Origin of the sequence: Cricetibacter osteomyelitidis (assembly GCF_004340985.1) — a bacterium.
Taxonomy (GTDB): Bacteria; Pseudomonadota; Gammaproteobacteria; order Enterobacterales; family Pasteurellaceae; genus Cricetibacter; species Cricetibacter osteomyelitidis.
Genome location: NZ_SLYB01000003.1, coordinates 34,949 through 48,974 on the forward strand (window position 1 = coordinate 34,949; position 14,026 = coordinate 48,974).

General features: G+C 38.6%; 13 protein-coding genes. 12 read left to right on the forward strand and 1 reads right to left on the reverse strand.

Translation table 11 applies throughout. From position 1 onward, the window contains the following. The first annotated feature begins 36 nt into the window (after window positions 1–36). The 10 genes from hemC to EDC44_RS02150 all read left to right on the forward strand — a co-directional run bounded on the left by hemC (window position 37) and on the right by EDC44_RS02150 (window position 11,070). Entirely contained in the window at window positions 37–969 is a 933-nt protein-coding gene (gene hemC / locus EDC44_RS02105; protein WP_131974903.1) for a hydroxymethylbilane synthase, read from the forward strand. 16 nt (window positions 970–985) lie between these two features. Further along, a complete protein-coding gene (locus EDC44_RS02110; RefSeq protein WP_131974905.1) occupies window positions 986–1,747 on the forward strand; it encodes a uroporphyrinogen-III synthase in 762 nt (253 codons plus the stop codon). Between the two features lie 12 nt (window positions 1,748–1,759). Next, on the forward strand, window positions 1,760–3,187 hold the full coding sequence (locus EDC44_RS02115) for a uroporphyrinogen-III C-methyltransferase (protein WP_424276021.1): 1,428 nt from the start codon (window positions 1,760–1,762) through the stop codon (window positions 3,185–3,187). A gap of 14 nt (window positions 3,188–3,201) precedes the next feature. Then, window positions 3,202–4,506: a heme biosynthesis protein HemY gene (locus EDC44_RS02120; protein WP_131974909.1), complete on the forward strand. Its 1,305-nt coding sequence runs from the start codon at window positions 3,202–3,204 to the stop codon at window positions 4,504–4,506. 232 nt (window positions 4,507–4,738) lie between these two features. Further along, window positions 4,739–5,722 carry a sugar phosphate isomerase/epimerase family protein gene (locus EDC44_RS02125; RefSeq protein ID WP_131974911.1) on the forward strand — a complete coding sequence of 328 codons (984 nt, stop codon included), beginning with the start codon at window positions 4,739–4,741 and terminating at the stop codon, window positions 5,720–5,722. A 52-nt stretch (window positions 5,723–5,774) separates the two neighbouring features. Beyond that, window positions 5,775–6,818, forward strand: coding sequence for a sugar ABC transporter substrate-binding protein (locus EDC44_RS02130; protein ID WP_131974913.1), 1,044 nt, complete (start codon window positions 5,775–5,777; stop codon window positions 6,816–6,818). 24 nt (window positions 6,819–6,842) lie between these two features. Further along, window positions 6,843–8,345: a sugar ABC transporter ATP-binding protein gene (locus EDC44_RS02135; RefSeq protein WP_131974915.1), complete on the forward strand. Its 1,503-nt coding sequence runs from the start codon at window positions 6,843–6,845 to the stop codon at window positions 8,343–8,345. 22 nt (window positions 8,346–8,367) lie between these two features. Beyond that, entirely contained in the window at window positions 8,368–9,330 is a 963-nt protein-coding gene (locus EDC44_RS02140; protein ID WP_131974917.1) for an ABC transporter permease, read from the forward strand. A gap of 2 nt (window positions 9,331–9,332) precedes the next feature. After that, a complete protein-coding gene (locus EDC44_RS02145) occupies window positions 9,333–10,193 on the forward strand; it encodes a MurR/RpiR family transcriptional regulator (RefSeq protein WP_131974919.1) in 861 nt (286 codons plus the stop codon). 16 nt (window positions 10,194–10,209) lie between these two features. Beyond that, window positions 10,210–11,070 (forward strand): ribokinase, encoded by an 861-nt coding sequence (locus EDC44_RS02150; RefSeq protein WP_131974921.1) that lies wholly within the window; start codon window positions 10,210–10,212, stop codon window positions 11,068–11,070. A gap of 67 nt (window positions 11,071–11,137) precedes the next feature. On the opposite strand, the gene nfuA is transcribed toward EDC44_RS02150, so the two are convergent. Further along, entirely contained in the window at window positions 11,138–11,722 is a 585-nt protein-coding gene (gene nfuA, locus EDC44_RS02155; RefSeq protein ID WP_131974923.1) for a Fe-S biogenesis protein NfuA, read from the reverse strand. Between the two features lie 141 nt (window positions 11,723–11,863). Here nfuA and EDC44_RS02160 point away from each other — a divergent pair, with 141 nt between their 5' ends. Next, window positions 11,864–12,664, forward strand: a complete 801-nt coding sequence (locus tag EDC44_RS02160; protein WP_131974925.1) for a cytochrome C assembly family protein — start codon at window positions 11,864–11,866, stop codon at window positions 12,662–12,664. A gap of 78 nt (window positions 12,665–12,742) precedes the next feature. Continuing rightward, window positions 12,743–14,023: an HlyC/CorC family transporter gene (locus tag EDC44_RS02165; protein WP_131975121.1), complete on the forward strand. Its 1,281-nt coding sequence runs from the start codon at window positions 12,743–12,745 to the stop codon at window positions 14,021–14,023. The last annotated feature ends 3 nt before the right edge of the window (window positions 14,024–14,026 follow it).

A 14,026-nucleotide genomic window follows, 5' to 3' on the forward strand; every position in this document is an offset into this window, starting at 1 on the left:
GATATAACACAATGAATTAGTTATATAATCACAATTATGAAAGAAAAAAATAAATTAAAAATTGCCACTCGCCAAAGTCCGCTGGCATTATGGCAGGCAAATTTTGTGAAGGGCGAATTAGAACAACGCTATCCCGATTTAACGGTGGAATTAGTGCCGATGGTAACAAAAGGTGATGTGATTTTAGATTCACCGTTAGCCAAAATCGGTGGTAAAGGTTTATTTGTTAAAGAACTGGAAAATGCACTGTTAGACGGACGGGCGGATATTGCCGTTCACTCCATGAAAGATGTACCGATGACGTTTCCTGAAGGATTGGATTTAGCCGTTATCTGTCAACGTGAAGATCCGCGTGACTCATTTGTTTCCAATACTTACCGCACTTTAACGGAACTACCGCAAAGTGCAACCGTCGGCACATCAAGTTTACGTCGTCAATGTCAATTAAAAGCGTTACGTCCCGATCTCAATATTCAATCTTTACGCGGTAATGTCGGTACCCGATTGAGCAAATTGGATAACGGCGATTACGATGCCATCATTCTGGCTTCTGCCGGATTAATCCGCTTAGGATTGGCAGAACGTATCGCGTCTTTTATCGAAATGGAAACCTCGCTGCCTGCGGCAGGACAAGGTGCAGTAGGAATTGAATGCCGCACGGATGATATAGAAACCAAAACATTGCTTGCACCTTTGGTTCACCAAGCCACAACTTATTGTGTATTAGCCGAGCGGGCTATGAATAACCATTTACAGGGCGGTTGTCAAGTACCTATCGGCGGTTTTGCCACATTACAAAACAATGAACTTTATTTACGTGCCTTAGTGGGAGCAGATGACGGTTCGGTAATTTTACGGGCCGAGGGCAAAAGTGCGGTCGAAAATGCTGAAGTTTTAGGCATTCAAGTTGCCCAATCCCTGCTGAAACAAGGTGCGGATAAACTGTTAAGTAAATTGCAGCAAGCTTAAATCAAGCGGACTACACATGGGAATTTTAATTACCAGACCGAACGAAGCCGGCATCACACTCACCGAACAATTAAATAAAGTCGGCATTACCGCATTGCATTTTCCGTTGTTGACGGTTTCCGGCGGTCGAGAATTAAATACGTTGCCGAATAAAATCAATCAGCTTAAAGCCGGTGATTATGTGATGGCCGTATCTAAAAATGCTGTTTTTTACGCTAATAAAACGCTCAAAGACGTAGGATTCCATTGGCGGAAAGATTTACATTATTTTACCGTAGGTAAAGGAACCGCTGCCACATTTTCCGCGGCAACCGAGTTGCCTACGCATTACCCGAACCGACAAGAAAACAGCGAAGGTTTATTGGCATTAGAAAAGATGCAATCGGAGCATGTTGAAAATAAAACCGTGCTTATTTTACGCGGTAACGGCGGTCGCGAACTATATCAACAAGAAATGCAACAACGCGGTGCAAAAATAGAAATTATTGAATGTTATCAACGTTTAGCAGTAATATATGAAAATAATTCGGAACAGGTAAGTTTATTGCAACGTTCCGGTATTAATAATATTTTAATCACAAATGCAGAAAGTTTGACTTATCTTATGGATTTTGTGCCGGAAAGCGAACATAATTGGTTAAAGAATTGTCAGCTTATCACAATTAGCCAACGTATTGCCGATATGGCGAAAATGTTCGGTTGGCAAAAAATCGTTATTTCGCCAAAAGCTGATAACAGCAGTTTAGTTCAAACGATTTTAGCGAATCAACCTATTTAAAAATTGAACACGATGGGGAACTCTATGGCAAGACAAAAACGCACATTTTCAGAAACTGAAAACAATGAAAATGTTACCACTGTAGATCAACAAGAAACGGAACAAACGACAGACCCTCAAACATCCGAAATACCGGATGAAATGGAGAAAACCGTTAAAGTCGAAACTGAAACTACCGATAAAAAATCAACCGCTAACAAAGAACCACAACAAGTTATTGTTAAAAAAGGCGGGGCAGGTTTAGCATTTTTGGCATTATTAGTGGCTCTGGGGGTCGGTGGAGCCGGCTATTATTTCGGCCAACAACAACTTGACGAAATTCAGCAAAAACTAACCGCACTTCAGAATGTATCGGCAACCGCCAGCGAAAGCGGCCAAATTGCAATTGAAATGCCAAACTTTGATCAAGAGCGAGCTCAAATCGAGCAATTAGCCAAAGATTATCAAGCCGCACAAAAACAAATCGGATTATTGGAACAGGATTTGGCCAGCAAAACTTCCGATGTCAATAACTTGCAAGCTCAAATCAATAAGCTGAATGCAAATACTAAAACGGATTCTAACGACTGGTTGCTTTCCGAAGCCGATTTCTTATTAAACAATGCATTACGCAAATTAGTTTTGGATAATGATATTGATACCACCATTTCTTTATTGAAATTGGCGGATGAAACATTAGAAAAAACCGGTAACGCAAAAGTCGCCGCCGTACGTACAGCCATCAACAATGACTTAAAACACTTATTGGCGGTAAATAATGTAGATCAAAACGCGATTATGCAACATTTATCCCAACTGGCAAACAGCTTGGATGAACTCACCGTATTGAATGTAAATTTTGAAGAGCAGGCACAAAATGACACGCCGACCGATTCACTGGAAGATTGGCAAGCTAACGTAGAAAAAAGTGCAACGTCATTCTTAAACCACTTTATTCGCGTCACTCCGCGCGGCGAAGCAGCCGATAAAGGTTTACTTGCACCAAATCAAGATATTTACTTACGTGAAAATATCCGCCTGCGTTTACAAATCGCTATTCTCGCAGTGCCGCGTCAACAAGACGATTTATATAAACAATCTTTAGAAGCCGTTTCTTCTTGGATCCGCAGTTATTTCGATACTAATTCGACCGAAACACAAAATTTCTTAAAATCAGTGGATGAATTATTAGATCAATCCATTTATGTCGATGCACCGGATCAACTCACCAGCCTAAACGCATTGGATTCTCTGCTTAATCGCCAAACCGTTGAAATGAAAAAAGTAGAAATCAACGTAGATAAAGGTTTAACGGAAGCTACCGAAGCAAAACAGGAAGAAGTGAACCCCAAAGTAATAAAACCGGAAGCCGCTGCCGAAAAAAGTGCGGTAGAAAATAAAGAAAATTCCGAACCTTCGGCTGAACCGAACGTTGAACAACTGCAAGAACCGCAACAATAAGGGAGAAATAGAATATGTTAAGAGTGCTATTCTTAATGCTCGTCTTATTGGCAGGGCTGATTGGTGGACCATATTTAGCGGGTAAACAAGGCTATGTATTGATCCAAACGGAATCCTACAACATTGAACTCAGCATCACAACCTTAGTGATATTCTTCGTGCTGGCTATGGCAATCGTCTATTTCTTAGAATGGATCGTCAGCCGTTTTTTCCGTTTAAGCAATAATACCTACTCATGGTTCTCTCGCCGTAAACAGAAGAAAGCCCAAAAACAAACCCTCGAAGGCTTAATGCGAATGGATATGGGCGACTACTCCAAAGCAGAAAAACTAATCGGTAAAAATGCCAAACATTCCGATGAACCGATTTTGAACTTTATCAAAGCTGCCGAAGCAGCCCAACAAAAAGGTGATGAATTTACCGCAAATAAATATTTAATTGAAGCCACCGAACTTGCCGGTAGCGACAATTTATTATTAGAAATTGCCCGTACCCGTATTTTATTGCAACAACATAAATTACCGGCGGCACGCAGTTCTATCGACAGCTTATTAATTCTTGCTCCGAATAATCAAGAAGTGCTTAAACTGGCGGTAGATATTTATTCCAAATCCAAAGCCTATCAAACCCTTGACGGTATATTGGAAAAAGTCGAACGTAGCGGCTTATATTCACAAACCGATTTTGTCGCCCTAAAACATCTGGTGGAAAACGGTATTTTAGATGAATTACTAAACGAAGAAGGACAAGACGGATTATTAGCCTGGTGGAAAGCACAACCACGCAAACGCCACAATGATGCCTTTGTACGTATCGGTTTAATTCAGCGTTTGATCGAATGTAACGATCATGAAACCGCCTCTGAATTAACCGAAGAAACGCTAAAAAAATTAACGGATCATCAAACTTCCGAATTAAAAGCGTTATTCGCCCAGATTATCCGATTACAGCCTTCTGACAGTTATAAATTAATCAAGCTACTAGGAAAACGGGAAAAATCGATTCCTAAAGAATTACAACATGATCTACATCGTGCCTTGGGTTATCTTTATGCACGTGACAATCAATTTGAAAAAGCCCGTCCATTCTTCCAAACCTTGCTTGAACAAGAACGCATAGCACATGGTGATGCAACAATGGCCGCTTACATTTTTGAACAACTTGGCGATAAAGTCGCCGCACAACAAATCCGCGAACGCGATTTGCAAGAAGTCATGGCAACATTACCAACAAACAATGTTTCATCTGCGCTTGAATCGGAATCAATAGATAATGCTGAAATCATCGCAATAGAAAATAAAGCGGAAAAGCAAAACTAAAAACCCAACTTAATTAACCTCACATAAAGAAAATGGCTATGAACGAAAGTTCATAGCCATTTTTGTTTGTATCAGAAGATTATATTTTTCTAATCATAATTTCATTTCATAGCCTAGTTAAAATGTTAACTAGATCACAAAATAATAAAAAAACACAAAAACAACTTTACTATTTTTTATAATTCAGTAAAGTAATTTACAAATTAGCTAACTATTGTTAAGGAAATATAAAATGGAAAAAATCAAATTTGCAACTCGATTAAATTCATTTGCTTCAAAAGCACATACTTATTGGCCTAATTTAAAAGGAAAACCATCAACTCGCCAAGTGATTGAAAGAGCTTCAACAGTAAAAGGATTGACTGATGTAGACTTAAATTATCCGCAACATATTCATGAAGATCCTAAAGAATTGCGTAAATTTATTGAAGGTTGTGGCTTAAAGGTCAATGGTATGGCTATGCGATACAGTATAAATCCGGAATTTCAATTAGGCGCATTTACTCATCCCGATGCTAAAGTTCGCAGTGATGCTATTGAATTAACAAAACGCGGTATTGATTGTGGTCATGAACTAGGCACAAATTTGATGACTATTTGGTTGGGACAAGATGGTTTTGATTATAGCTTCCAAGCTAATTATGAAAAAATGTGGGATGATTTAATTTTTGCATTTCGTGAAATTGCAGAATATGCCCCAGATTGCGATATCAGTATCGAATATAAACCGAACGAACCTCGTTCTTTCAGTATATTACCTGATGTTTCCACAACATTATTGGCTATAGCTGATATTGGCGCTAAAAATATAGGTATGACTCTTGATTTCGCTCATGTCCTATATGCAGATGAAATGCCTGCCTTTGCCGCATCAATGATCGCTCGACGTACAAAAATAATGGGATTGCATTTAAACGATGGTTATCACAAACGAGATGATGGCTTGATGGTTGCATCAGCCAATCCACGAGCAACTTTAGAATTAATTTGGCAATTAAGAAAAGAAGGTTTTAATGGGGCTTATTACTTTGATACATTCCCGGATGCTAGTGGTCTTGATCCTGTTCGTGAGTGTGAAGTCAATATTCAAACCGTACTTAAATTAATCAAAATATCCGATCAACTTAATAATATCAAAGAGTTGGAAGACGCTATCAATCAACAAGATGCTGTAGCCAGTCAAGCTATTATTAATGAATTTTTACTAGGGAAATAATCAGTTTTTAGGATTATTTTCAAATAATTCACCTTACTTAGAGGAAAAATATATGTGTAAATTTATTAAAACAGTATTAATTACGACCGCACTTTCTTTATCTGTTTCGCCGCTATACGCACAGTTGGCTCCACTTAATTCCGATACTGAAACGGATCGTATTAATTGGACTGAATTAGAAAGTAAGTTAGGACAATTTCCAACATTAAAAGATGGCCTTAAAATTGGTGGTGTTTCAAAAACTTTAACTAATGAATATTGGCGCTCTTTAGGTGAAGGATACAAAAACTTTGCCGATAAATATAACGTATTCGTATCTTACCAAGCTGCGGCAAACGAAGGTGATCAATTAGGTCAACTCTCTATTGCAGAAACTATGATCACTGAAGGTTATAGTGCATTACTATTCTCTCCTCAAACCGACGTCAATTTACAACCAGCTGCAGAAGTAGCACAATCCAAAAATGTACCTGTAGTAAATGTAAATGATGCAGTAATGCCGACTGCAACACATTATGTTGGGAATGTACAAAAAGATAATGGTGTTCGAGTAGCTAACTGGTTTATTGATAATCGACCTAACGGTGGAAAAGTAGCCGTTATTGAAGGACAACCTGGTGTATTTGCGGCTAAACAACGTACTGAAGGATTTACCGAAACAATCAAGAAATCAGGTAAGTTTGATGTGGTAGCCAGTGTCCCGGCTAACTGGAGTCGCGAACAAGCCTATAACGTTGCTACAACTATTTTGCAACGCCATCCTGATTTAATTGGTTTTTATGTCAATAATGATGGTATGGCGTTAGGTGTAATTGAAGCTGTAAAAGCAGTGAAATTGCAGGATCAAGTAGCAGTATTTGGTACTGATGGCATTTCCGATGCCTATAAATCTATCTTAGCTGGAGAACTTACCGGTACAGTGGATAGCTTTCCTGTGTTGACGGGTGAAGTTGCGATGGAAGTTGTACTGCGCTTGCAAGCAGGACAAAAACTACCGCGAGTAGTGACTACTCCGCAAGCATTAATTACTAAAGATAATGCAAAAACTTATTCAGATGCTAATCCTGAAGAGTTAAGAAAAATTTTGGCTAACTAAAATATCAAAAATACGGAGGGTTCTATGTGTGCAGATCGTCTAAGTATGCGTGGAATGACAAAGAAGTATGGTCAAGTCACTGTATTGCAGGATGTTTCATTCAATGTCCGCCCCGGTGAAATTCATGGATTAATCGGAGAAAATGGTGCAGGAAAATCCACCTTGCTTAATTTGCTATCCGGTGTACGTGAAGCAACCGAAGGCGAAATTTATATTGATGGACAAAAAGTCAATATCCATTCTCCTAGAGCTGCTAGAGAATATGGTATAGCGATGATCCATCAAGAATTGCAAAATGTACCGGAACTTTCCGTATTTCAAAATATGTTTCTAGGTCATTCCATTAAAAAAACATTCGGGTTATTTGTAGATAAAACGCAAGAACGCAATGTAGCGCTAGAGATACTGCGTAATTTAGATCCTTCTATTAATCCTGACGTTCCGATTAAGGAATTGAAAGTTGCTCAGCAGCAGATCGTCGAAATTGCTCGAGCATTATTGGCAAATGCAAAAATCATTGCTATGGACGAACCGACTTCCAGTTTAACGCCAAGTGAATTTGAACGTTTGGCTGAATTAATTAAAGGCCTAACATCGCAAGGGGTTTCAATTATTTATGTATCACACAAAATGGATGAATTATTTCAAGTTTGCAACAGAGCAACGATTTTACGTGATGGGAAATTTATTGATTGTGTTGAGATGTCGCAAGAAACCGAAGAGAGCTTAGTAACTAAAATGGTCGGACGTAAAATTGAAAAATTAACTCACCGCACTTATGCCACTGAAGAATGCATATTAGAAGTTAATAATTTGAGTCGAAATAAAGCTGTTCGGAACGTTAGTTTTAAAGCAAACAAAGGCGAAGTTCTTGGCATTTCAGGATTAGTCGGTGCCGGTCGAACCGAATTATTTAGATTGATTGCAGGTTTAGATAAGCCTACTTCGGGAGAAATAATTATTCACGGTAAAGCACTAAAATTGCACAGTGTTCGAACTTCGATTTCTAACGGTATCGGCTTAGTACCGGAAGATCGTAAAAAAGAAGGTATCCTGAGAGATCGCAATGTATCAATCAATATTGCCATGCCATCGATGAATAAATTTAGTCGCTCAGGATTTATCCGCAAAGGGTATTTGAACGATATTTCCTATAAATTAATGAATGAACTAAATTTAAAACCGTTGGATTTAAATAAAACGGTTGGTACTTTTAGTGGGGGAAATCAACAAAAAGTTATTATTGGTCGCTGGTTGGCCGCCGGTACAGAGATATTCTTATTTGATGAACCGACGAGAGGAATCGATATCGGAACAAAATCTGAGATTTATGATCTTATAGAACAATTAGCCAAAGATGGAAAAGTGATATTAGTTGTATCTTCCGAAATGCCGGAAATTATCAGAATTTCAGATCGCGTACTCGTAATGAAAGAAGGAAAAATTGCCGCCGAATTAATCGGTGATGAAATAAATGAAGAAAATATCGGCCAATATGCAATTGGTCAACAAAAAGCCGCAGCTTAACAATAAATATTAGGAGCATTCAATGAGTACAGAAACTATCGTAAATAAAAGTGCTTTTTCGCTTAAATTTAACGTAAGAGATGCCGGCACATTAGTTGGATTAATTATTATTTTTGTCGTATTTTCGCTACTGTCACCAGTATTTTTTACAGTTCCGAATTTACTCAATATTTTACAACAATCGTCCTTAAATGCCGCTATTGCCCTGGGAATGACACTCGTTATTATTTCTGCAGGTATTGACTTATCAGTCGGACCAACTGCAGCTATTGCCGCCGTTCTGGGGGCTAGTTTGATGGTTTCAGGCATACCGGTACTTATTGCGGTACTTGGTGCATTGGCTATCGGTATGTTGGGTGGTTTATTTAATGGTATCTTGATTGCGTATGCCGGGTTACAACCATTTATCGTTACTCTAGGTAGTTTATCGTTATATCGAGCATTATCACTAATTTATACTGGCGGTAATCCAATTTTCGGTATTCCACCCGAATTTAGAGCATTTATGAATGGTTCGTTGCTCGGTATTCCGAGTTCTATTGTGATTGTTGGCATTATAGCATTATTACTCTGGATCGTATTAAATAAGACCCCTTTAGGTGAATATATTTTTGCGATTGGTGGTAATGAAGAAGCTGCTCGGATATGCAGTGTGCCTGTTGCTAAAACCAAAGTGGCAGTTTATATGATATCTGGATTTTTATCTGCAACTGCGGGACTGGTATTAGTTGGTCGTTTAGGTGCAGCGGATCCGACATTAGGCAACCTGTGGGAATTAGATGCTATTGCAGCAGCAGCTATCGGTGGGGCATCGCTAATGGGTGGAAAAGGTAGTATTATAGGAACTATTTTAGGGGCAATAATTCTCGGCGCTTTGCGTAACGGGTTAACATTGCTAAATATTCAAGCTTTCTATCAATTACTGGCCACCGGCCTGATCATCATTGTTGCTATGCTAATTGATAGAGCAACCAGAGGAAAATAACAATGGCTCAGCTAGATCCGAAATCAATCGGTGCACATATTCGTACACGAAAACAACAACTCACACCTTTAGAGTTAAAAGTGATTGACCAGATTCTAGCTAAGCCTGATTTTTCAGAGATAACCCCATTAAAAGAAATTGCTGATGAAAATCAGGTTTCTGAAGCAATGATTGTGAAAATTGCAAAAAAATTAGGTTTTTCCGGTTATAGAGAACTACGTTCTGGTCTAGCATATTATAAGCAGTTAGAAATTGCTAATTTACATGCTGAAATATCTGAATCCGATAGCTCTGCTCAATTAATCAAGAAAGTGTTTGAAACATCAATTCAAGCTCTAGAAGAAACAATGGCTATTTTAGATATTGATGCATTCGATCGCTGTGTTGATATTCTACACAATGCTGAACATATTGATCTTTTTGGTATTGGTGGTTCGGCACAAATTGCAAAAGATATGATGCATAAATTTCTAAAAATAGGCATTAAATCCTCTGTTTATGATGATTCTCATATGATGCTAATGTCTGCATCAGTTTGTAATGATTTTAGTGCTGTTATTGCTATAAGTCATTCCGGGACAACAGCAGATGTAATTGAGCCCTTACAACTGGCAAGGAAAAATGGGGCAAAAACTATAGTTATTACTAACTATGCTACATCACCAATTACGCAATATGCTGATGTAGTGTTAAATTCCACATCGCAAGGCTCTTTGCTATTGGGTGAAAATGCAGCTTCTCGTGTAGCTCAATTGAATATTTTAGATGCTTTATATGCTGCGGTAGCCAAACGTGATTTAGATCGTTCCGAACGTAATTTACAAAAAACTCGTCTTGCGGTTAAGGGAAAACGAGTCAAATAAATCAGAGAATTTTATTATGAAAAAAGTAATTGTTGTCGGCAGTTTACATTATGATATTGTTGTTGAAGCGTCTCATAGACCTGTTAAAGGTGAGACTATATTAGGTCAAAAGTGGTTTCCTAAGTTTGGGGGCAAAGGTGGTAATCAGGCCGTTGCCGCTGCTAAAGCCGGATGTTCGGTTACGATGGTAAGTGCGGTAGGAAATGATGATTTTTCCGCATTTCTTTTAAACAGACTGAAACAATCTAATATCAATACTAATTTTATACAGCATATCGATTCTGCAAGTTCCGGCATGAGCGTAGCTATTATGGATGCTGAAGGCGATTATGGAGCAGTGGTTGTTTCTGGAGCGAATCTGCTTATTGATACACAACAATTAAAAAATGAGCACCTATGGGAAAATGCCGCCATGCTGATCTTACAAAATGAAGTTGCAGAAAAAGTTAATATTGCAGCTGCACAGCAGGCTCGTCAACACAATGTGCCCGTATGCCTCAATGCCGCACCAGCCAAAATACTTTCTCCCCAATTAATAGAGTTAATTGATATTTTAATTGTGAATGCAGTTGAAGCGGAAAATATGTGTGGTATTCGTGTCATTAATTTAGATTCTGCATTAGAGGCAGCCTTGATATTAGGTAAGCAATTTAGGCAAGTCATCGTTACAGCCGGTGGAGATGGTGTTGCTTATACAAACCAACAAGAACAGGGGTATGTACCATCAATAAAAGTAAAATTAATCAGTACGCTTGGTGCGGGAGATTGTTTTGTCGGTCATTTGTGTGCTTCATTGATTGACGGAACGCCACTGAGTGAATCAGTGAAACATGCCAACCGGAAAGCAGCAGAGCATGTATCAATGATTCAAAGTTAATAATTCAAAAATGTCAAAATGGCTATGAATTTTCATTCATAGCCATTTTTGTTTATATATCACTCAATTAATAATATGAATGTTCGCCGCGTTGATGTTCGGTGATGTCTTTAGCACCGTTCAATTCTCCGGGGAACATATTAACCAATTGTTTTTCCACACCATCTTTTAAGGTAACATCAACCATTGAGCAACCATTACAACCACCGCCGAATTGTAAAATGGCATAACCGTCTTCGGTAATTTCCATTAAAGTAATTCTACCGCCGTGGCTGGCTAATTGCGGATTAATTTGCGTTTGAATGATATATTCCACTCGTTCGATCAACGGCGCATCATCCGCAACTTTACGCATTTTGGCATTGGGTGCTTTTAACGTAAGCTGTGAACCCATTTCTTCCGTCACATAATCAATTTCCGCATCTTCTAAGAATGGCAAGCTGATTTCGTCGATAAATGCAGAAAAACCATTATATTTCAATTCAGTATCCGTTGATTCTACTGAATTAGCCGGACAATAAGACACTCCGCATTCTGCGTTTGGCGAACCAGGATTTACCACAAAAATACGAATATTGGTGCCTTCTTCTTGGGTTTCCAATAAACGGACAAAATGAGCCTGTGCAGCTTCTGAAATATTAATTTGTTCCATAATTGTTCCTATATCTGACTTTTTCAGTCGGAAATGATACGCCTCTCAAGGCATTTTGTCTATTGATAAAGTGGGATAAAGTTGCGATTTTACTATATCACGGTTAAAATGAGAATAAATCACAACAAGAAGGAACGATTGATGATTTTTCCCCTGTTATCTATCACGAGCTATTTTATCAGCACCCTGTTGCTCACGCCTACACTAGCGAAAATTCAAGCGGGCGAACAAAATATAAAGCCAAATAAAGAATTATTTTTTATTACCGCACTTTTAGCGGTAATCCTGCATTTTTTCAGCATTCTTCCGTTACTCGATCATATTAGCCACGGCGAAGTGTTTACTCTCACCGATATCGGTTCGTTGGTTAGCTTGCTCGTTGCCGCATTTATGACCTTCGCCATGCTTAGAATTAATACAATGTGGTTCTTATTGCCTATTGTGTATTGCTTCGCGATCATCAATTTATTATTTGTGATCGTAATGCCGGATCACGTGTTATTGATGTTGAGCCAAGATGTCGGTTTAACCATCCATATTATTCTTGCTTTATTTGCTTATGCGTTGTGCTTTATTGCGACGCTGTATGCCATTCAACTTTCCTGGATCGATCATAGTCTCAAAAATAAAAAAATGACTTTTTCACCGATAATCCCACCGTTAATGACGGTAGAACGACATTTTTTCCGTATATTATTAAGTGCCGAAATACTGCTTACCGTGACGTTGATTTCCGGTGCACTGTACTTGGCAGATTTTTTCGCACCACAAAATATTCAAAAAGCAATCTTCTCATTTTTAGCCTGGATTGTCTTTGGCTTGGTCTTAATTGGTCATCAAAAACTTTATTGGCGTGGAAAACGAGTGATTATTTATACAATTTCAGGTATGATACTATTCACTATTGCCTATTTTGGCAGCCGAGCAATGTTAAATATTTAGTTTTGTAGCGGTATAACAGTAAAAGTGCGGTAAAAATCACCGCACTTTTGAATGATTAATCAACAAAGGATTTATGCCTTGGACAGTATCCCCCTTAGTAGCTTATTTATAACTCTCATTATCTTATTGGTTTTATCTGCATTTTTCTCCAGTTCGGAAACAGCACTCCTTTCCCTTAATAAATATCGTATGCGATACTTAGCAGAGAAAGGGCATCGCGGAGCCAAAAAAGCAGAAAATCTGTTGAAAAAAACTGACAAACTATTAAGTCTAATCCTTATCTGCAATAATTTAGTAAATATTTTGGCTTCTGCTATTGCCACTATTATCGGTATGCGATTATATGGCGATATGGGGGTGGCTATCGCTACCGGCGGATTAACATTCGTCATGTTGATCTGTTCGGAAATTTATCCAAAAACCGTTGCGGCAATTTATCCGGAAAAAATTGCTTTCGGTGCGAGCCATATTTTATCGGCTTTAATGAAACCCTTAATGCCTTTGGTTTATTTGATGAATATCATCATCAAAGGGTTAATCAAACTGACCGGCCTGAATACCGAAGCGAAAGCTCATTCTTTAAGTCCTGAAGAATTACGTTCTATCGTAAATGAGTCCGGCAAATTTATCCCGTCCGCTCACCAAGAAATGCTACTGTCTATTTTAGATTTGGAACAAGTTACCGTGGACGATATTATGGTGCCGCGTAACGATATTGGCGGGATCGATATTGACGATGATTGGAAATCCATTATGCGTCAGCTTAATCATGCGGCACATAGTCGCGTTGTGCTGTACAAAGACAATATGGATGCTAATGTATTGGGGATTTTACGCGTGCGTGAAGCCTATCGTTTAATGTTGGATAAAAATGAATTTACCAAAGAAACCTTAATTCGTGCGGCAGATGAAATTTATTTTATTCCCGAAGGCACGCCGTTGAACGCTCAATTGCTGAATTTCCGTAATAATAAAGAACGGATCGGTTTAGTGGTTGACGAATACGGTGATATTAAAGGTCTGGTAACCTTAGAAGACATTCTGGAAGAAATCGTCGGCGAATTTACCACGTCCACCACGCCGACCATTGATGAAGAGGTAACTACACAATCGGACGGTTCCGTATTAATTGACGGTTCGACTAATATTCGTGATATTAATAAACTGTTTGACTGGAATTTACCCACCGAAGGTCCGAGAACCTTTAACGGCTTGATTTTAGAGCATTTGGAAGAAATACCGGAAGAAGGCAAAGTCTTCGACATCGACGAATTACAAATCACCGTCTTAGAAGTTAATGAGAATATGGTGAAACAGGCGAAGGTCGTTAAATTAAATAATTCAATCGGACTAGACTAACGC

What these genes read in the sequence shown, in the direction of transcription:
- EDC44_RS02140 (WP_131974917.1), top strand. Translation starts at nt 8,368, where the DNA reads ATGAGTACAGAAACTATCGTAAATAAAAGTGCTTTTTCGCTTAAATTT.
- EDC44_RS02130 (WP_131974913.1), top strand. Translation starts at nt 5,775, where the DNA reads ATGTGTAAATTTATTAAAACAGTATTAATTACGACCGCACTTTCTTTA.
- EDC44_RS02150 (WP_131974921.1), top strand. Translation starts at nt 10,210, where the DNA reads ATGAAAAAAGTAATTGTTGTCGGCAGTTTACATTATGATATTGTTGTT.
- EDC44_RS02135 (WP_131974915.1), top strand. Translation starts at nt 6,843, where the DNA reads ATGTGTGCAGATCGTCTAAGTATGCGTGGAATGACAAAGAAGTATGGT.
- EDC44_RS02160 (WP_131974925.1), top strand. Translation starts at nt 11,864, where the DNA reads ATGATTTTTCCCCTGTTATCTATCACGAGCTATTTTATCAGCACCCTG.
- hemC (WP_131974903.1), top strand. Translation starts at nt 37, where the DNA reads ATGAAAGAAAAAAATAAATTAAAAATTGCCACTCGCCAAAGTCCGCTG.
- EDC44_RS02120 (WP_131974909.1), top strand. Translation starts at nt 3,202, where the DNA reads ATGTTAAGAGTGCTATTCTTAATGCTCGTCTTATTGGCAGGGCTGATT.
- EDC44_RS02145 (WP_131974919.1), top strand. Translation starts at nt 9,333, where the DNA reads ATGGCTCAGCTAGATCCGAAATCAATCGGTGCACATATTCGTACACGA.
- EDC44_RS02110 (WP_131974905.1), top strand. Translation starts at nt 986, where the DNA reads ATGGGAATTTTAATTACCAGACCGAACGAAGCCGGCATCACACTCACC.
- EDC44_RS02115 (WP_424276021.1), top strand. Translation starts at nt 1,760, where the DNA reads ATGGGGAACTCTATGGCAAGACAAAAACGCACATTTTCAGAAACTGAA.
- EDC44_RS02125 (WP_131974911.1), top strand. Translation starts at nt 4,739, where the DNA reads ATGGAAAAAATCAAATTTGCAACTCGATTAAATTCATTTGCTTCAAAA.
- nfuA (WP_131974923.1), bottom strand. Translation starts at nt 11,722, where the DNA reads ATGGAACAAATTAATATTTCAGAAGCTGCACAGGCTCATTTTGTCCGT.